The following is an 18,187-nucleotide window of genomic DNA, read 5'->3' as shown; positions in this document are numbered from 1 at the left end:
CGGCCCACGCGATTGTCACGCCAAGGCTGAGAGCACTCACCACAGCGAGGACTGTTAGTAGTGAGGTGTCCACAAGGACGGCCAGCAGCGGCACGGACATACTGGTACGTATCCAACATGATATTTAAGAGAAACTATTGTGGGTGGTCCCGGCGTTCGAACCGTCTCTTGAACGCCGAGTGTGCGGTTGCCCACCCTAGATTGACCGCCGCCTACATGGTGTCGGCCTCAATGACCTGCCGTTCGGCATCCAGTGCGCGCACTTCAATGCCGCGCCACTCGCCATCGACACCCACCAGCGCCTCCGCGTATCCCAACGCTTCGTTGCCCGGCACCGCCTCTTGGACGAACCGCTTTTGGGCGTCGTTCAAGCCGAACTCTGCCGCCCAGTGGTCATCCATCCCATCAAGCCGGTGGAACTGCTTGATCGCACACTGATCGAGGATCATCTCCGCTTCCGCCCGCTCGAAGAACTCATCGACGGTCTGGGTGACCAGCTGAATCGAGAGATCGTGGTGCCGGTGGTGCCGAAAGATCGTCTCGAGAAAGGTCAGATTCGCGGCATCACGCAACACGTAGCGAGCCTCATCAATCACAAAGACCACCTCCTTGTCCGTCTGTTTGGCGCGTTCGTACACCAGCGAGATGAGCAGCTGCATCACGAGTGTCGTCCGCCCGCCGACACGCCCCTCCTGTTGGGCTAAATCCAGATAGATGCGATCCGCAGCCGCGAAATCAACCTCGCTCTGTCGGCCGAGATGCGCGAACTGCCCATCCGGCCCGAACGGCCGCAACTGATCAATCAGCCACGTAGCGTCCGCCTGAAGCTTCTCGGCTTCTGCCGCCGTCCGCAGCGTGAACGCGTCCGGGTCGTCGACCACCGCCTCGAGGACATCGATCACGTCTCGCAGCGTAGGACTCTCACGGTCGTGGGTGGTCACGTCCTCGGTAATGCCGGCATTTCGGTAGGCCACCTCGATGGCCACCTCAAGCGTCGTCCGCCGGTCACCCAAGGAGATTCCGCGCTGCGCAAAGAAGTTCGCGAGGAAGCTGCTGACGCGCTCTTGTTTTTCGGTGAGTGGGCTGGCATCAGTACCCAACTGCTCGCGGGCCTGGTCGGTGGGCGGTGTGATCTCAAGCGGGTTAATGCCGAGCGTCCCACCCACCGTGATCCGCTGGGCGTCCAACGCTTCAGCCACGCCGGCCCAATCGTTGAGCGGCTCGAGGATAACGCCGATCCGGTCCTCGTGGTGGGCCACCGACCGAATGAACCGCTGTTTCGCGCTGAAACTCTTCCCGGAACCCGGATCCCCCACGGTAAACGTCGCATACCCGTTTTCGCGAGCAAACGGATCGACGACGACCGGTGTGTCCGTGTGGCGGTGAACTCCAAGTTCGACCCCGTCCGGCTCTAACAATGTCGGGCGATGTGGCGACGCCAACAGCGCGCCCACCGCGCCGCTCAACCCGATCGTATCCCGATCAAGTGGCGCCCCGCCAAACGGCGCCGCACTCCGCAGGGCGCGCTGTTGGGCGCAGATCGCGGTCTTCGGCGCGAGCTGGGCCGGCTGTTCGCGCAACACGCGTTTCACCCGGCGGGTGGCCGTCCGGAGCTCCTCCCGGGTGTCCGCCCGCACGGTGACGTACACGCCCTGTGCGAACACCTGGGTGCCGGCCTCGACCGCGCGATACGTCGCGGCGGCCTCGTTGGCCCGATCGTGGAGATACGTGCTCCGCACGCTCGACTCCAGATCAGCGTCCACCTTCAGGTCGTCCGCGGCGGTTTGGAGCTGATCGAGCGCCCGCTCGTGGTCACGCGGAGTGAGCCGGGCAGTGAGGTGAAACCGGACGTCAGTCAGCGTGAAGAGCTCGCTGAGATAGCCGTCGCTCGGGTGGTCCGGCCAGTCGGCGATGTACAACGTTCTGGTCCACTCGTCGTCCACGCGCGCACACCGACTCTCCCACTCGACGGCTGCTGGCGCGACGGCGTCTTGGTGGCGCTCCGGTGGGGTGGCTACCTCCGGGTCCGGCGTTGGCGGGTCGTCTGGCGGCTTGATGAAGGCAGACAGATCCACCTCGGGATCCCGCTGGGGTCGCCGCGCCTGAAGCCACACGCCAACAAGGAGCCCGACCACGAGTGTTCCGCCGCCGACGGCCAACCCAATCACGAGTGTCGACGGGGTCACCGACTCAACGCCAGCCAGCACGGCTACGAGGTTACCCATCCGCCTCCTCCCGGCGTTGGTGATTGACGCCGGCCTGTGTGGCGACCGGTGGCGTCGCCGTGTCAGTGCCGTTCCAAAACTGGGTGGCCAGCCCCAGCAGCTCCGCCGTTGAGAGCCGCCGTGCCGTACAGTCGCTCAGCTTCCCCACGAACTCGGTTTCGACGGTTCGGACCCGCTCACGCAGCTTCTCGAGTTGAGCGCCGCGCAGTTCGGCCTCCGTGAGTCGGTCCCGCCGCGTCACGAACGGCGTCGCCAACAACCCGACAACGGGCAGCGTCGAGAGTCGCTCGGCAGGCGTCCGCTCCTCGGGGTGGCGTTCGTACACTTCGATTGGCGTCACCTCGACGCCGAGGAAGTAGCGCACCCGATGGGTGTCCGCCAGCTCAGCGGGCCGCTGGTCACGGTAGGCGGCGATGAGCGCACGCAGCGATTCGGTCGCGGCCACGTCCGGATCTGACAGTCTTGCGTCCAGCTGGTCGACGAGTGTCGCAGCCGGATACGGGTCGGTCGTCGTGTACAGCGTGAGCTTGAAGTTGAGCTCCTGGTCCGCGAACGCCTCGCCCACCGCTTGGCGAGACGCCCAGTCATCGGCCATCGCGAAGTCCATATTGCCGGCCGTGAGCTCAACGTACGCTTCCATCGTCCCGTCCGTCCGCTCGATGGCGCCGTGGCCGGGCCACGCCCGCTTGAGCGCGGTCAGCTCTTGGGTCTGTTCGTCGACGACGAACGGCCGGGGGACGCCGTCGGTCTCAGTAGCCTCGTCCGCGACGGCCGCGTGAAGCGTCTTCTTCGGCCGGCGCAGATAGAAGTGCGCGACGTCTGCGAGCCACGCACTCGCCGGGAGTTGCCGCGGCGCGGCGTATATGACGGCCACCCCGACCGCGAGCCCGACACAGGCCAAGGGGAACACAAGCGCGTCCACGCCGAGCGCGGCGCCACCGACCAGCCCCGCAATCGGGAAGCTCACCAACACGTACAGATCCCGCTCGTCGATGCCGATGATCGGCAGCTTCCGGTCGGCGCCGAGCGTGTCCATCACGCGGCGATTCGCGGCGGAGTCTGCGTCGCTCATGGGCGGGGTTCGTTTTCGGTGCGCCGGTAGGAGGGCGCGCCTGTCTCGTTACTGCGCACAACCGGGGACGGCGAGTCCGTCGTGGTGTCGGTTTCCTCGTGATCACGGCCGACCCGCTGGGCAACCGCCTGTCCGGCCGCTGCCTTCGGTCCCCACCGCGCAGCCGTGGCGCCAGCCCACGGCCCGGCAACCGTCGCTGCGCCAGCGACCGCACCTGCGGTGACGGTGAGCCCGGTCACCCGGCTAACCGTCCGTACCAGCCGCGGCGTCGTGTACGCGAACAGCTTCCAGATAACCCACACGCTCACCACCGGCAGCGACACAGCGATGAGATAGCCGAAGAACGGGCTTTCTGGCGCCATCGTGCCCGCCTCGCCACCGATGAGGAGGTCGTACCCACGGAACAGCAGCGCCACCGGCAGCGGCATCACCGCCAACGGGATGAATTTCACCGCGACGCGAGCCGCGATCCCCGAGAGGACGGGGATCCCCCCGTACGCGACGGCGACCCCAATCGGCATCGCGTACACGAACACGTACAGCAGGAGTTCACGGAGGTACAACAGCGCCTGAAGCGTCCACATCGCCACCGCGCCCACGAACGTGAGCAAGAGCCCGAGTAGCGGGTTCGACAGCGTCAGATCGAAGAAGTTGGTCAACGGTGATGCTACCGCATCGATCGAAGGCACCAGTGCGATGGAAAAGCCGTCGACAAGGTATAATGCGGTGACAGCAATCCAGTACCAAGTCGCAATTATTAGCCCTCCTGTCCACGCAGAGCGACGCACCTGCCGGTCGCGGATCGGATCACTGAGGTTGAAAATACGAAGCGTATGCCGGCCTTGGACACAGATGATGAGGACCAGAAATGCGATCAGGGTTATCTCTCCTGCGACGAGGGCATCGTACAGCTGTGTCCACGGCTGGTTCTGTGGTTCGCCTACTGGAATCCCGTTCGGCGTTTCAGGGACCGGTGTGCCGAAGAGTGCTTCCGTAATCGCACGGTACCCCACCCTAATTCCCTCGGTAAACCACTCAACAATCTGATTCAGGATCTCGATAAACCACTGAAAACCAACATCCGTAAGCGAAACCCCACTCATGTCTCGACCCTCTCTATTGTGATCTGACAGTCAGACAGATTCTGGCCCTGATAGCTCACACTGTACTCCTGTTCAGCCAATTCACCACCAACCGCTCCGGAGATACTAACCTCAAACTGTCCGCTTGTCCCGTCTGGAGTACAGCTGACAACATCACTGCTTGCTCCAAACGGCAGCGTCATAGAGTAAATCGTGCGTGTCTCCCCTGTGTCGATGACCGGCTCCATATACGTGATCGGTTGATCAACTGCCGCGATTCCACTCTCAGAAAGGTTATCTGGCGTTGGCCGGGGAACATCACCATCAAAGTGGAGTTTGGTAAGCTTCTCAGGCCCGGTCCCCACGTTCTCGACAGTCACAATTGTCTCGCCAGTAACCGTGAGACTCCCCGCACCTTCGAACATCTCCTCAGGGTGATTCCGGCCGAGTTTCAAGTCCCGAATAACGACATCCGGCCGCAACGACTGCTCAACCGCGGCCACCACCGAGTCCTCTTCGATCAACTGAACAGTGTACATCCCGGGTGGGTACGCCGTCCCGATCGGGATCGTCTCCTGACTGGCCCCCGGCGTGAGCTGGCGTTCGGCAAAGGCCTCGCCCGAGGGCGCGATCACGGCGAGGCCGGTGGCACTCGTGTCCGCGTCGTACTCGACGACGAGCTCGGTGCCGTCGACGTCGACACGCGAGATGTCGCCCGCGCCGGGCGAACTGGTCGACCCGCTGTCCGTACAGCCGGCGACTGTGAGACTGCCGGCCGCAATCGTTGTCAACACGGTGCGTCGCGTCGTGGAGGGTGTGTGGTGAGTCATGGGCTTGAGTCGGCGGAGAGCAACTTCCCAAGCTGACGGCCGGCGATCCACGCGGCGAGCAGGGGAATCGCCCCCCAGAGCAGGGTTTCGACGAGCTGGAGCCAGCCACCAACAGTCCCAAGCGGGTGCCAGCGCACGCTCTCGCTGGCGGCGACGTACGCAGGGGAGGTCGTGCGCCACGAGGCGGGCACAAACTCAACGGTGTACAACTCCGGTTCAGCGACGGTGACCGTCGTCATGCCGGAGGCGTTCAGATCAACCGACTCTCCGTTTAGCCGAAGCATGCCGGCCGGGCCGTCATCCTCGATTGGTGAGGGGGATGCCCCATCAAGCGGGATTGGTTCGCCGGTCTGTGAATCCCGCAGTGTGATTCGGATTGTGGCTGCCGACGCCGACGTTGCCACCCGCTCGACGGTGAGGTTTGGCCGCCGAATCGCACGCTCGGTAGGCGTGACAGACTGTAACGGGGCCGACATCCCCCGAACAATGCCGTGGACCCGAACCTGCTCTGGAGCGACACTCGCGTTCCGGAGCGCTACCCCGAACGACCGAGTGTACGAGCCCCGGACCAGCCCGACAGACACGTTGGGGTGTAACTGGGGTGCGGGTGACGCCCGGTCGACGCCCCACACAGCCGTCAGCGTGGGGCCACCACGCACCGGCTCTGCCCGTGGGCCGATCTGCGCGGGAAACGCCACGACATTCAGCGGCTGCCCGGGTGTTGCCCGCCGCATCGTGCCCGCAGCCCGGCTGACGACGAGCCGGTCCCACACCGTCGCACGGGCGGTGTAGTAGCGCCAGACGCCACGCACACGCTGGCGCTCGTCACGGGTGAGCGTCACGCCGTGCCAGGGCGCGCCCTGATACACTGCCAGGCCGGTGTCGCCATCGGGATACGTCGCGGTATACGCCTCTGGCCGCAGCCGGTAGATCCACACAGTGCGGGTGTCGCTGACGGTGACCGTCTGGGTGGTGCTGTTGCTGGTGTTGCCGCCAACTGTCACCGCAATCTCGGCAGTGACCGTCAGTGGCTGCTCGCGGGCTGCCGTCGTCGAGTAGGTGATAACTGGGGTCTGGGTGTCCGTCGCGGTCCCAACCTGCTCGCCGCCGATTGAGACACGCACCGCCTGCACCTCGTGCCCTACGACGGACCGGTTGCCAGTCGGCGCTCGCACCCGATAATCGATCAGCGCCCGCACTGTGCCGGTCGGCGCGATGTACTGCCGACTCTCGGTTGGCGTGAGATGCACCCGGGTGGCGGGGTGGACCGCGTACAGCGTGGCGTGGGCGTCAGCGATGAGCCCGCGCGTCGTGCGGTTTGCCCCCGGCGGAAACACGGAGGTGGTGGCATTCCCCGGCGTCAGCGCCGCAAACGACCCGGCCGTCATGGTGGCCGCGTGGGCCGGCGGTGCCGCGTAGGTCAGGTCGGTACACGTCGCCACCTGCTGGGTTGGAGACGGCGTATGCCCGTACGTCGCGTTGTACTCCCCGGGAGACAGACACGGGTCTACATCCCGGGCGTCGACAGTGCGTGTCTCGTTGGCGGGTGGCGGCGACGGTGGCTGGGCAGCCGCCTGGCCACTCGCCACCAGCGCCACGCCGATGAGCAGGCCCAGACACAACCGCACACACCCGAACCCAGCCGACCGCATCGCGGATCACCACGGAACGAGATCCACACACTCTGCGAGTGGGAGATTCATCACGCTGCCAGCGACGGTGTACAGCGGGCCCAACACCAGCAGAATCACCGTCGAACGGAGGGCAGTCCGCTTGTGGCGTTTCAGCCCTTCCCGCTGTTCGCGCCGCATCGTAAACAGCTCAATGAGCGAGTCCGCCTGCCACACCACGACCAACCCCATAAGCCCAATCGCGGTGGTGAGCTGGAAAAAGCCCGAAATCATCTCGGGGAGCCGTTCAGCCTCACAGACGGCGCTGTCTTGGGCGGCGACCGGATCGACAGCGACGACGGTGAGGATGAAACCGCTCAGGACTACGCGGCGACACGCCGCGCGAAGCGGCACACGAACGGACAGGGACGGAGGGACAATCGCGGACATTGGTTGATGGGTTATATTGCGTGTCGTGGTAGCACGGGACACGGGATCCGTGCGCACAATTCTTGATAAATTTTGTGCCGCTACAGTGCTGTGTAATCAGACAATCCTGCTCGACTGCGGCTTAACCAACAGATCCCGGAAACCTCTCCGGGATCGTTGGTTAATCACACTACAACCGGCAATCGCGGCGCGGTTCTCCTACACACATCTTCCAGTACCGCCGGCCGATGGTGGGCGCGCCCGTTCAAGCCGGCCACGACTGCGGACCGTCACACCCGTTGGTCCTGCCGCAGTCAACCCCTGCTGAAACGCGTGTCACACCACTGTTTCCCTTCGAACGCGTTCTTCGATGAGTCCGTTCCAGTTGCCCCCACGAGACTGAAATTCGTCGCCACAGCGGTAGAGCCCCGTGTCTGTGCCACCTCAACAGGGTGACCGTAGCCGGTGTCGGCAGCGATCACCACTCTTTGCTGGGTGACGTATTATTTCTGTTCTCCCGGAACACCCCGGGACCACTGGGGGTGTTCTGACGGATCTGGTCTTTCACCTGCTCGATATATCGCCGGAACACAGCGCCACGAACTGAGCGAGCGAGCGCTGCGTGGCATCGACTATCCGGCTCCTGGCACGCGATTTTGTGGAGCCGCACCGCTCGCGATGAATGTGCGTGTGTCATCCACCCCAGGTGTCGGGCTACCGGTGCCGCGTGCCGATCTGTTACACTCGTTGGACACGGTCCTACTGCGGCGGGGCCCGCTCCCTGAAATTCCGCGGAATTCGTGCGTGTGAGCGATTTTCGCGGGAAAAATCTCTATCCAACGACTCCCACACCCACAAGCGGGGTCGTACTCTCTCGTAGCGGCCAACCCTGAGCCACCACACCCCACACTGAACCTTGGGTGGGCAGTGGCGGGGGCGTTGAGGACTCGCGGTCGCCGACAGCTATTTTTGATCTGGTATGTGATCTCTCCACACGATCGCATGTCGACGCCGCCGTCAGCTGACGCCCTCCCAGCGGCGCTCGTTGACCGTGACCAGTGGGTGTGCTGGCGCACGCAGGAGCGCGACGGCAAACCCACGAAGGTGCCGATCATTCCGGGCACGACGCAGTTCGCGTCGACGACATCTCCTGAGACGTGGACCGCGTTCTCTGAGGCCCGAGAGGCGGCCACAACCACCCCTGTCGACGGGGTAGGGTTTGTGTTCACCGCGGAGGACCCGCTCGTCGGCATTGATCTCGATGACTGCCGGGATCCGGACGCCGACACGCCGACCGCGTGGGCCGCTGAACTCCTTGACACACTCGACTCCTACAGCGAGGTGAGTCCTTCTGGGACGGGGTATCACGTGATCGTTCGCGGCGAGCGTCCCGAGGGACGCAATCGCGCGGGCAATCTCGAAGTGTACGACCGGTCGCGGTTTTTCACCGTCACTGGGGCCCACGTCCCGGCCACACCCGAGAGCGTCACGGCCCGCTCGGACGCGCTTGCGACAGTAGTTGCGGAGGAACTCAGCTCAGACGACACGGACTCCGCCACAGCGGCGTCGACCTCTGACGCGGCCACACAGGCAACCGCTACCGAGTCGCCGTCATCGGATGCCGCGGTTCCCGTCCCTGATGAGGAGCTGCTTGAGCGGGCACAAAATGCGGCTAACGGTGACAAGTTTGCGCGCTTGTGGAGCGGGTCGACGAGCGGCTACGAGAGCCACTCCGAAGCGGATCTCGCGCTCTGTCGGATGCTCGCGTTCTGGACCGGCGGCGACGCGACACGCGTCGACCGGCTGTTTCGCCGCTCCGATCTCCACCGCGACAAGTGGGACGCCGTCCACTACGCCGACGGCAGCACCTACGGCGAAAAGACGGTCGAGCGGGCGGTGCGCGCGACCGACGAGACGTACACGCCGCCGGAGGCAACCGATACCTCGTCCGATGCGAACGCTACAGCGGGTACCGCAGCAGACTCATCGCAGTCCGACACGACGGATCCCGCGTCGGCGCCGACAGAGACACCCGATACACCTGTTGACGCGGTCGATGCTGTGCCACCAGCCGACGACCTGACCGAGTTACCGCCGACCCACCCGGACCGCGCTCGGGCCCGTCATGACCGGATCGTCACCCTCTCCAACCGTATCGAGGAACTGATTGCGGAAAACGAACGGCTCCGCGCGGAACTCGAAACGGAGCGGCAGCGTCGCCGCGAGCTCGAGTCCACAGCCGAAGAGTCCGCGAGCGGCTGGTGGCCGTTCGGAAACGAGTAACTCCCTTATTCGTCCGGCGTGACGTAGGTGTCACGCACTGACTGGAACGTACAGACGTCCGTGAGTCCGGGCTGGTCGATAGTGAACGAGGTCGGTGCCGTCTGGGCGCCGTACGTCTTCTCGACGCGTGTGTCGCCATCGGGTGGTGTGTTCAACGCCGTGAGGATCTCGTGGGCGGCCTCACGATTCTTGACGATCCAGACGGCCGCGTTCGGATCTTGGGCGGCGAGCTTATCATAGTCGTCGGGCACCGCTTGTGCGAGGTCGTTGTTCATCCGCTCGGCCTCAAGCCCCGCGACCACCGTGCCCGCTTCATCGACGGCGGCCGCGTCGAGGCGGCCCTCGGGCACCTCGTAGTACTGCTCGACGCGGGTGGCCGGCGAGTCCGGATCGGCGACGTACTCGGCCTCGAGGAGCGCCGTCCCGGCCTCGACCATCGCCACGTGAAGACTCGACTCCCCGAGATCGCCGGCGCCCGCGCCGTGGGCGACGCCCTCCCGATGTCGCACCCCGATGGCGTCGCGGCCCTCCGCGGTGACCGTGTACAGAATGTGTGGGTACCGGCAGTCCCGTCTCACCAGCCCGGCTTCACGGAGCTCATCGAGCTCCGCGTCGTCGATGCCGACATACTCTTGGAGCCGGCGCATGCTGTCGCGGGTGATGTCGTACTCCAACTCAGGGTCGTACTGGCCTTGGTGGGCGGAGTACACCGCCTGAAGAAAGCGCAGGCCCGCGTCGGTGATCGGGCTCTCCTGGCGCTCCGTATAGGTGAGCTTCAACGGCAGCTCACAGATGGGACAGTCGTCGCGGTCGACGTCGGCAGGGTCGTGACAGCAGCTGATCGCCGCCCGCAGCCCGTCCGGCGAGGGATCGTAGGGACTCTCACACCCCACGCAGACGAGTGCGTGTCGCTCGTCGTCGTACGCGACCGGGTCGGGCAGCCGCTCGGTGTACGGCAGCGCCGAGTCGACGCGTGCGGCCGCCGCCTCCGCGGGGGGTGTGGCCTCATCAGCGCCCGTGTCGTCGCCGGTTGTCGGCTGTGCGGCCCGCACGTCCACCCCTGCTGTGAGCCGGGTGCGGTCGCGACACGCGTCGATTCGGGCGGCGACGGCGGTCTCCCGGGCGGGCCGAAACCCGTCGCTGTCGGGATGCCCCGGCGGGAGCGGCGCGCTTTCGACCAGAAACGGCGGTGGGGCGGCGGCCTTGAACGGGGCGGGCAGCCGCACCAGCCACTCGCCGCGGCTCAGTGCTCGCAGGCGATTCGCGACGGCCGCCGGCTCTTGGTCGGCTGTGGCGAGCCGCTTGGTGAGCGCGTCGTCGACGGGAACGCTCCCCGTGATGATCGTCGAGACGTTGTTGAGCAACTCTACGTACGCCGCCTCATCCCGCAGCCGGAGCTGATCGGGGAACTGGGTGGCGAGCGTGACGCTACACCCAAAGGAGCGGGACTGCGACAGCAGCTCGTCAACAATGCCGGAGGTAACCAGTTGAGCGGCCTCCTCGAGATACAGATTAACGAGGGGCCGCTCATCCGAATCAGTTGTCCGGGCGCGCCGCTGGAGCGCGGTCCACAGCTTCGAGAGAACGGTCCGGGTGAGCGCCTGCTGGCTGGCTGAGTGTAAGGCACCGGTGTCGATGATGATGACCGCGTCCTCGTCGATCACCTGGCGGAAATCGAGGTGTGGGTCATCACTGTCGGGCACGTGATTGAACAGCTGGGTGAGCCGGTCATCGATCGGAATCTTCTCGATCCGATTGTGAACCCCCTGAAGCAGCTCGTCGAACGTCTGCTGGCTGTTGGCAGCGACGCTGTACAACATCGATTGAAGCTCATCGTCGGTGACCGCGGGCGGCTCGCCCGTCTCATGGAAGCGGGCGGCCGCACGCTGGAGATCCCGGTGGGGAAAGGCGTCGCCCCCGTGGACGGGATCGAACAGCGCCTTCACCAGCTGGCGAATGATGTCGGGCGACCGCACCGCCTGGTGGAACTGCTCAGGGCCCATGACACCTTCGAGAATTTCGATGTAGTGGTCAGTGACGTTTGCGACCGCCGTCGAGCGGTCGATCCCCGCGGCCAGCTGGTCGCGAATGTCGAAAAACGACAGCGCGGGGAGCGTCTCTGCGCAATCAAAGTAGTAGACGTTTTCGAGCGTTCCGTATTCGGCGTAGTGGGCGCGCAGATACGTCTCGGCGGCCGCGTCGCCTTTCGGCGTAATGAGGATGTCGGCGCCGTCGGTCGCCGCGTGGTTGGCGAGCAGTCCCGTGATGAGACTCGTGGATTTCCCCGAGCCGGTTTTTCCGAACCACGCCACGTGGAACGGCTGGAGCTTGGGCGGCACCGCGACCGGCTCGGTGACAGGATCACCATCTTGGTCGCGGGGGTGGCCAACGGTGAGGCCGGTCGTCTGATAGCGCTCAAGCTGGTCGGCGGGGGGTCGCGACTCGGCGGTGCGGTCCGGCTCAGTGGGCGCAACCGCGCGGCTCCCCGCGGCGGTGAGCGTCGCTCCGTCAACGAGCGTGAACCCGGGGAGGCTGGTGCCGTCCGCGATAATCGCGCGGCTGCGATTGCTCGTCCCCAGCAGCTTGTATCTGAGCGTGTCGTGGATCGGGTGGTGGACGGTTTGCTCGCGGATAGCGGTCGCTACCCGGTTGGGATCGTCGCTGCTGAGCTTCGCGTCAACCCGGTAAAACGGTCCGGATAACGCCTCGAGCGTGCCGGCCAGCTGCTCGGCTGTGACCTCGGCGTCGGCGCCGCGAACCACACACCGGGCGTTGACAACGAAGGCGTGTTGTGGATCCGTCGCGTCAAGCGCCGCCTTCCGCTCGGGGACAATATCCGGTGGGGTCTCGCGGTCAGGCTCGAGTCCGAACAGGAACCTGAGCAGCCAGTCTACGGGCGTGTCCATGCCCTCCTCGATCTTGAGTTTCCGATCGCGGATCTCACTTCGAAAATCCGGAAACGGCTCACACACCACCTGATACGTGACCGCGGCGTCCGTCTCGGCCAGTGTTTCGACGACGGGCGCCAGCGGCAGCCGGCCGTCCTCGTCGGTAAACGACGCCATCGGCGTGAGGTGGGTTTGCCAGTCGTCGCGACGGTCGGGGTCACCCACCCACTCGACGGCGACGGTCGACGGCTCCGCGCGGCCTCTATTGGCGGCCGGCTGGGCGGCGTCCACTTCTGTGTGTTCCGTCGTTGGCACTGGCGGTGGCGTCGCCGGCGTGAGCTCGTACTCGTTCGGACACGCTGTCCGCAACGCGCCCCGGAGCGTGTCGAGCGTGGCGTCGGTCACCCCAACGTAGATCCCGAGCTCGCCGTCACCTGCCGGCTGGTGGAGCCGCCACTCGATCGTCGGCGTCGACGCGTCGCCGAGCAGCCGCTCGCGCCAGCCCGGGTCCGTCTCGGTCGTGTGACTGTGGAGCTGTCGGAACCCCTGCTCGACGGCGTCGGCGGTGAGCGGCGCCTCGGTCGGCTTGATGCGGAGGTGCGTCGCGTCCTCGGGCGGGGTGGGGTCATCGGAGCGCCCCATATTGTGACAGTTGTTGACATGATCTGTCAAATATCTTCTGTCGGCGTTGCTGTTGTCTCAAAAAATGAGTCGGTTGTATAAAATGTACACATAGCCAAAGCGAGTGTCTCGGGGCTTGGCCCCGAGGCGGTTCACTCGGCGTGAAATTCGGTTAAAATCTCCTCAGGAACGGGATTTGTGTACGTGAACGACTCGTCACGACAGAGCGTCTCGAAGTCTCGATCAGTTGTGACAAGCTGATCAGCACCTGCCTCTCGCGCAAGCGCCACGTAGAAGCAATCGTACACGTCGTGGTTCTTGTCGACGCTTACGTCGTACGCAGTAAGGATCGTCTCAGGTGTCACGTCAACAAACTCGATCGGGTACTGTACCAACGATCGGACTGCGTTTCGCGCTTCAACCGTTGTCACCCCCAGATCCTCGAGCACCCACTGAACCCGAAGCGGTAGATAGCCGAACACGAGGAGCGTTTCTTCCCCCTCTAACGCTGGCACCAACTGCTCGGCCACATACGGGTGGCCAGGGTGGTCATCGATCAATTGAATCGCGAGCGCGTTGACGTCGGGCAGAATGCGCATTCATTCTCCCCCAAATGTCGCGCGTCCTGCGTCCCGGAACGCCTCTGTGCCCCACTCATCCCGGTCTCGCCCCGTGGACACTGTGTGGAGCCCGGGAAGCTGTCTCACTAACTGGATCGTATTCCCCTGTCGCACAACGGTAAACGTCGTTCCCCCCTCGATATTGAGGTCCTCGCGGAGCGCCTTCGGAATGGTGAGTCGCCCGCGATCGTTAATTTCTGCTTCCCCGTATTCCGTGTCTCCCTCATCTGTGGATCCACTCATATTGATCACCAGTATCTGATCAACATTGTTTGATCATCATAACTTCTGTGTTGGTGCGAGGGGTCGATTTTTCCCACAGCTGACGCCGTGGACCTGACTGTCATTCGTCTGCCACATTTTTCGCGCTCCGGAGGGGCGGGAGCGTCCCATGGACTCGCTCGACCCGACGAACGGGCACGTCGTCTTCGACGACGCCGACGCCCGTGCCGACCAGATGCACCAAGCGATCGACCAGTGGCTCGCTGAACTCGTCGACGCCGTCGACAAGGCCCGTGCGAGCGACCAGTTCCAGCGGTGGCTCGACGTCCAGAGCCGCTTTCACGACTACTCGCACCGCAACACACTGCTGATTGCGCTCCAGTGTCCGGACGCGACGAAGGTCGCCGGGTACCGAACCTGGCAGCGCGAGTTCAACCGCCACGTGACAGAAGGCGAATCCGCCATCTGGATCTGGGCGCCGCTGATCTCGCCGCAGTGTCCCGCCTGTGGAAATAGTCCCTCCTACCATGCTGACAGCGACTGTGAGTACAACGAGACGCCCTCGGAGGAGTGGGACGAGGGTGTGGTCGGCTTCAAGCCCGTGCCCGTGTTCGACGTCTCCCAGACTGAGGGCGAGCCGCTTCCCGAGTTGGAGACGGCCGCCAGCGGCGCGGCCGGGGACCTGTTCCCGGCTGTCGTCGATGCCGCAGCCGATCTTGGCGTGACCGTTGAGATTATTGCGGCGACTGCGTGGCCGCACGGCGACGCTGCCGGTGTGTGTCGCCACGACGACGAGGTGCCCCACATCGAGGTGCGTCACGACGACCCCGCGGCGATGGTTGGGACGTGTGTCCACGAGTACGCCCACGCACTACTCCATGACGCAGCCGACGCGGCCGACCAGACTGCCCGTGAACTGGAGGCCGAGGCGGTCGCGTACATTGTTGGGCGACACTTCGGACTCGAGATGGACGGGTCAGCGCGGTATCTCGCGGCGTGGAGTGATGACGATCCTGATCGGCTCCTCACCCGGTGTGAACGGATTCGGGAGACGGGTCAGACCGTCATCGACGCGGTTGCCGAACACGGTGACTGTCCCGCGAGTATCTAGACTATTGCTATAGACCCTTCTTTGTGGAAACGCTTAGAATGCCCCGGCTCGAAGCGTGGGTACAGCAACCTGACGTCGAGCCCGAGTATGATCGACTCAGACAGGTCTGATCACCTCGACGCGAAACATAACCGTACCCGTGAGCAGCGCATCACGCCAGTCAAGCGGTGGGTCGCGTATATTCAGTCTGAGCCGCCGGAGGTGTGGGGCCCCCAGCAGAATGCCGTTGTCAACGGCCAACTCACCGCTGCCCAGCACGTTGCGACCTCAGCAGCCCATCAGCAACACGTCGCAGACGTCGCGGCCGAGATTCGTGCCGCGCGTGAGAACGACGCTGCTGGCGAGTCGACCTCACTGGACGACTCGTAGCTGGCTAGTAGTTTCACGGGTTCCAAAACTCTCGTCTCGCCCTCACAAGCGGGACGGAAACCATCACCGATTCTCGTCGATCCACTCGCAGAATGCCTCGAAGTTCTCTGCGCCGGCGTCGTCAGCGATATTACGAAGCGTTCCAATACTGATTGAGTCGTGGGCCGGGACCGTCACGGTACGTATCTCTGTGTTCTCATGGCCTTCTGGCGGATCCCAGCGAAGAATTAGGTGATCCCCCGTGGTACGAACGTGCTGGAACCCACCAACGTTTACCAACACTTTGTACACGTCTTCACCCGAAAAGTCCCGCGTTACCATCGCTACTGTAAGACATCGGGAAGATTATCGCTCTGTGACCGAGCGACTTCAGGATCAACACCGAGGTCACGTATTTCCTCGTCGGTTGGAGAGCGCCCGCCATCGCCTTCGACCGCCGCAATGACGGCATCAAGAGTATCAAGTGCTTCGTCCCGACTTTTCGCTTGCGCAGTCACTCCAACACGGAGATCACGAGCCGTCCACTGGCCATCTGGGTTCTTCACTAAGCGGATTTCCCGTTCAGGGGAGTCCGAATTACCAGAATCGGCTCGTGCCATACTAATTGGTATTTCACCGAGAGCAAAAACGCTTCGGGAGACCTACCATCCTACCCATCTGGAATTGTATAGTTCCAGCCACCGTGCTTGTTTTCTGGCGGATTTTGATCCCGGAGCGGAGAATCTAACGGCCGCTTAGTGTGCTACTGTGTTCAGTTTCTCTGGTGCCCCGAGGGGGTGGCCACCATGTCCAATGAGGCCACTACCCCGGATTCAGCCGGGACCGACGACAGGAGCACCGACACGGTTGAGATGACCACAACTGATCAGGTCGCGCAGTACCTGATCGAAGACCAGATGGCGGACCTGACGGACGCAATCCGCGAAGCCGTCCAAAACGGCGTCGACAGTCCGGGCGCCTCCCGCGTGCTCGTGAGCGTCACGCCGGATCAGACGGTCGTCTGTGATGATGGTGCGGGTGTGGACCTTGGAAGCCAGACTGGGATGCGGGATCTCTCCGTCCTCGGCGCGGGCACGAAATCCCGTGACGACGACGCCACCCTCGGCGAGTGGGGGATCGGCACCGGCGCGATCATCGCGAAGGGGGCGGTCCGCATCTGGAGCGGCACCCACGCGCTGTGTTTCGATTACCAGAACGAGCGCGAGGCCGGCCCGTTCGCAGCCGCCAGCGGCCGAGAGGGGGCCGTCGTCGAGACGCCCCACGCGTTCGACGGCGTCTGCGTGACGATCGACCACTACGCGAGCGAGGTGCCCGATCCGGACAGCTACCGGTGGCCTCGGATCGTCGAGCGCCTCCGCAAGCGGTTCGCGTACCTTCGTTTCCGGACCGGTGTCGCGGTCGTCGTCAACGGCGACCCCGTCGACCGCGGCCATCCGTTCGACGCGGTCGAGGAGGGGCGGGTGACGGTCACCCGTGAGACGCCGGACGCGTACCTCGCGCTCGAACATACGCCCGCCCAGGGGCTCGCCGTCTACAGCAACGGGCTGTACGTCACCACCGACCAGAATGCGGGTGTGGGTGGCGTTGTCGTCTCGAAGGGGAATCTCACCCTCAACTTCGCGCGGACGGACATCCAGTCGGGGTGTGCGCGGTGGGCGCGCATCCAAGACGCGCTCGATGACGCCCGCGTTGAGCTGTACGACCAGCTAGCCGATGATGCGCTCACCGACCAGACGCGGGCGGTTATGGTTGAGCTGCTCACTAGCGACGACGACCTCCGTGAACGGTGGCACGACCGCGATCTCTTCCAGCTCGTCACCGAGACGCCGGTGAGTCTCGCCCGGATTCAGGCGGCCCCGCAGATCGCGTGGCAGGACGACGCGAGCCACGGCGCGGACGCCCTCGTTGAGCGGGGCGCCGTCATTCTGGATACCAACGATTCGGCGACCGACCAGCTCGTGACCGCGGCGCGCGGTGACGACCCGGCCGTGGCGCTGCCGGACGCCTTCGATGTCGCAACCCGGGCGGAGGAGGCGGGCGTCTGGCAAGGGTACTCCCGCCTTGCTGATTCCGAGCTGTCGACGCCCCAAGGGCGGTACCTGCTGTTCGCCCGAGCGCTGGCGGACGCCATCGGCGTTGACCGCACAATTGAGTGGGGTGAGGCCACGCCGGACGCGTGGACGGACGGCCACAGCCGGATCGTGGTGACGGACTCGGCGGTGACGAGCTCCAAGTGGCCGGTGTGGACCCACGATCTCTTTCTCGTGTGCTGTCACGAGGCGGCCCACGATCGGTCAGACAAACGCCGGACGGCCCACGGGCGGCGCTTCGAGAGTCGGTTCCGCGAGCTCGTCGAAGACCCGACCGTGCGGGCGGAATACACCGGGCTCGTGACGGCGATCGCCGACCGCGGGTTCGAGACGGTGTTCCAGGAACGTGGAGTGTCGCTCCGGTAGGGTGTGTCGGGCTCGGCAGGGGTGCGAGCCATGACTTCCAGCCTTCTCCCGGTAACCACCAGTCGCATCGGTCCCGGAGGTGTCCGCTGCGGTTGCGGGTCGTGTGTGCGACCGCACCGCCGTCGGCCGCGCTCCCTACTCCGTAGCGCCCGACTGTGTGACCGGCCTCGGCACGAATCTGCGGGGTATCGCTGATGGCGACGTACGACCGCTGTCCACGCTGTGGCGCACCCGTCGCCGTGGTGGTTATTCGTGGGCCGGAGACCGCGATCTGTCGGCCCTGTGGGCACCGTGTCGCGCCGCCCGATCCGGATGTTCGGTGATCCATCTCGTGGGGTTGTTGGCGCCGGAATGGGTGCCGGCGCACCA

At 64.6% G+C, this 18,187-nt stretch carries 15 protein-coding genes; 4 read left to right on the top strand and 11 right to left on the bottom strand.

Translation table 11 applies throughout. The features are described 5' to 3' along the window. Positions 1-212 precede the first annotated feature (212 nt). The 6 genes from EXE44_RS07000 to EXE44_RS06975 form a co-directional block, all read right to left on the bottom strand. Entirely contained in the window at positions 213-2,225 is a 2,013-nt protein-coding gene (locus EXE44_RS07000; protein ID WP_137716544.1) for a VirB4 family type IV secretion system protein, read from the bottom strand. Continuing rightward, a complete protein-coding gene (locus EXE44_RS06995; protein WP_137716543.1) occupies positions 2,218-3,297 on the bottom strand; it encodes a hypothetical protein in 1,080 nt (359 codons plus the stop codon). Before EXE44_RS06995 ends, EXE44_RS07000 begins: the two co-directional genes overlap by 8 nt. After that, a complete protein-coding gene (locus EXE44_RS06990) occupies positions 3,294-4,400 on the bottom strand; it encodes a hypothetical protein (RefSeq protein WP_137716542.1) in 1,107 nt (368 codons plus the stop codon). The genes EXE44_RS06995 and EXE44_RS06990 overlap by 4 nt, the downstream gene beginning before the upstream one ends. After that, the gene (locus EXE44_RS06985; RefSeq protein ID WP_137716541.1) at positions 4,397-5,209 is read right to left on the bottom strand and encodes a hypothetical protein; all 813 of its coding nucleotides are present in this window, start codon (positions 5,207-5,209) and stop codon (positions 4,397-4,399) included. The genes EXE44_RS06990 and EXE44_RS06985 overlap by 4 nt, the downstream gene beginning before the upstream one ends. Continuing rightward, entirely contained in the window at positions 5,206-6,597 is a 1,392-nt protein-coding gene (locus EXE44_RS06980; RefSeq protein WP_241991806.1) for a hypothetical protein, read from the bottom strand. Before EXE44_RS06980 ends, EXE44_RS06985 begins: the two co-directional genes overlap by 4 nt. 270 nt (positions 6,598-6,867) lie before the next feature. Next, positions 6,868-7,269, bottom strand: a complete 402-nt coding sequence (locus EXE44_RS06975; RefSeq protein ID WP_394348224.1) for a hypothetical protein — start codon at positions 7,267-7,269, stop codon at positions 6,868-6,870. A 981-nt stretch (positions 7,270-8,250) separates the two neighbouring features. Here EXE44_RS06975 and EXE44_RS06970 point away from each other — a divergent pair. Further along, positions 8,251-9,531 (top strand): hypothetical protein, encoded by a 1,281-nt coding sequence (locus tag EXE44_RS06970; RefSeq protein WP_137716539.1) that lies wholly within the window; start codon positions 8,251-8,253, stop codon positions 9,529-9,531. A gap of 5 nt (positions 9,532-9,536) precedes the next feature. Here the strand turns inward: EXE44_RS06970 and EXE44_RS06965 are convergent, their stop codons facing one another. The 3 genes from EXE44_RS06965 to EXE44_RS22055 form a co-directional block, all read right to left on the bottom strand. Next, positions 9,537-13,061 (bottom strand): type IV secretory system conjugative DNA transfer family protein, encoded by a 3,525-nt coding sequence (locus tag EXE44_RS06965; RefSeq protein WP_137716538.1) that lies wholly within the window; start codon positions 13,059-13,061, stop codon positions 9,537-9,539. Between the two features lie 131 nt (positions 13,062-13,192). Further along, positions 13,193-13,639 (bottom strand): type II toxin-antitoxin system VapC family toxin, encoded by a 447-nt coding sequence (locus EXE44_RS06960; RefSeq protein WP_137716537.1) that lies wholly within the window; start codon positions 13,637-13,639, stop codon positions 13,193-13,195. Beyond that, positions 13,640-13,903, bottom strand: coding sequence for an AbrB/MazE/SpoVT family DNA-binding domain-containing protein (locus tag EXE44_RS22055; RefSeq protein WP_137706978.1), 264 nt, complete (start codon positions 13,901-13,903; stop codon positions 13,640-13,642). A 148-nt stretch (positions 13,904-14,051) separates the two neighbouring features. Here EXE44_RS22055 and EXE44_RS06950 point away from each other — a divergent pair, with 148 nt between their 5' ends. Both EXE44_RS06950 and EXE44_RS06945 read left to right on the top strand, forming a co-directional pair. Continuing rightward, positions 14,052-14,993 (top strand): DUF955 domain-containing protein, encoded by a 942-nt coding sequence (locus EXE44_RS06950; RefSeq protein ID WP_137716536.1) that lies wholly within the window; start codon positions 14,052-14,054, stop codon positions 14,991-14,993. A gap of 87 nt (positions 14,994-15,080) precedes the next feature. After that, entirely contained in the window at positions 15,081-15,362 is a 282-nt protein-coding gene (locus tag EXE44_RS06945; RefSeq protein ID WP_137716535.1) for a hypothetical protein, read from the top strand. 63 nt (positions 15,363-15,425) lie between these two features. On the opposite strand, the gene EXE44_RS06940 is transcribed toward EXE44_RS06945, so the two are convergent. Together EXE44_RS06940 and EXE44_RS06935 are read right to left on the bottom strand one after the other, a co-directional pair. Beyond that, a complete protein-coding gene (locus EXE44_RS06940; protein ID WP_137716534.1) occupies positions 15,426-15,683 on the bottom strand; it encodes a type II toxin-antitoxin system HicA family toxin in 258 nt (85 codons plus the stop codon). A gap of 2 nt (positions 15,684-15,685) precedes the next feature. Continuing rightward, positions 15,686-15,961: a type II toxin-antitoxin system HicB family antitoxin gene (locus EXE44_RS06935; RefSeq protein WP_137706972.1), complete on the bottom strand. Its 276-nt coding sequence runs from the start codon at positions 15,959-15,961 to the stop codon at positions 15,686-15,688. A 252-nt stretch (positions 15,962-16,213) separates the two neighbouring features. On the opposite strand from EXE44_RS06935, the gene EXE44_RS06930 reads away from it, so the two are divergent. Beyond that, positions 16,214-17,818 carry a sensor histidine kinase gene (locus EXE44_RS06930; RefSeq protein WP_137716533.1) on the top strand — a complete coding sequence of 535 codons (1,605 nt, stop codon included), beginning with the start codon at positions 16,214-16,216 and terminating at the stop codon, positions 17,816-17,818. Positions 17,819-18,187 lie beyond the last annotated feature (369 nt).

This window comes from Halorubrum sp. SS7 (assembly GCF_005435055.1).
In the GTDB taxonomy this organism is placed as follows: Archaea; Halobacteriota; Halobacteria; order Halobacteriales; family Haloferacaceae; genus Halorubrum; species Halorubrum salinarum.
The sequence above is the reverse complement of the archived record's forward strand: the minus strand, read 5'-3'. Positions and strand labels throughout refer to the sequence as shown.

Bases quoted from the DNA above. Each gene is read 5' to 3' on its own strand.
- EXE44_RS06965 (WP_137716538.1), bottom strand. From the start codon at position 13,061: ATGGGGCGCTCCGATGACCCCACCCCGCCCGAGGACGCGACGCACCTC.
- EXE44_RS07000 (WP_137716544.1), bottom strand. From the start codon at position 2,225: ATGGGTAACCTCGTAGCCGTGCTGGCTGGCGTTGAGTCGGTGACCCCG.
- EXE44_RS06960 (WP_137716537.1), bottom strand. From the start codon at position 13,639: ATGCGCATTCTGCCCGACGTCAACGCGCTCGCGATTCAATTGATCGAT.
- EXE44_RS06990 (WP_137716542.1), bottom strand. From the start codon at position 4,400: ATGAGTGGGGTTTCGCTTACGGATGTTGGTTTTCAGTGGTTTATCGAG.
- EXE44_RS06930 (WP_137716533.1), top strand. From the start codon at position 16,214: ATGACCACAACTGATCAGGTCGCGCAGTACCTGATCGAAGACCAGATG.
- EXE44_RS06940 (WP_137716534.1), bottom strand. From the start codon at position 15,683: ATGGTAACGCGGGACTTTTCGGGTGAAGACGTGTACAAAGTGTTGGTA.
- EXE44_RS06945 (WP_137716535.1), top strand. From the start codon at position 15,081: ATGATCGACTCAGACAGGTCTGATCACCTCGACGCGAAACATAACCGT.
- EXE44_RS22055 (WP_137706978.1), bottom strand. From the start codon at position 13,903: ATGAGTGGATCCACAGATGAGGGAGACACGGAATACGGGGAAGCAGAA.
- EXE44_RS06980 (WP_241991806.1), bottom strand. From the start codon at position 6,597: ATGACGGCCGGGTCGTTTGCGGCGCTGACGCCGGGGAATGCCACCACC.
- EXE44_RS06985 (WP_137716541.1), bottom strand. From the start codon at position 5,209: ATGACTCACCACACACCCTCCACGACGCGACGCACCGTGTTGACAACG.
- EXE44_RS06950 (WP_137716536.1), top strand. From the start codon at position 14,052: ATGGACTCGCTCGACCCGACGAACGGGCACGTCGTCTTCGACGACGCC.
- EXE44_RS06975 (WP_394348224.1), bottom strand. From the start codon at position 7,269: ATGTCCGCGATTGTCCCTCCGTCCCTGTCCGTTCGTGTGCCGCTTCGC.
- EXE44_RS06935 (WP_137706972.1), bottom strand. From the start codon at position 15,961: ATGGCACGAGCCGATTCTGGTAATTCGGACTCCCCTGAACGGGAAATC.
- EXE44_RS06970 (WP_137716539.1), top strand. From the start codon at position 8,251: ATGTCGACGCCGCCGTCAGCTGACGCCCTCCCAGCGGCGCTCGTTGAC.
- EXE44_RS06995 (WP_137716543.1), bottom strand. From the start codon at position 3,297: ATGAGCGACGCAGACTCCGCCGCGAATCGCCGCGTGATGGACACGCTC.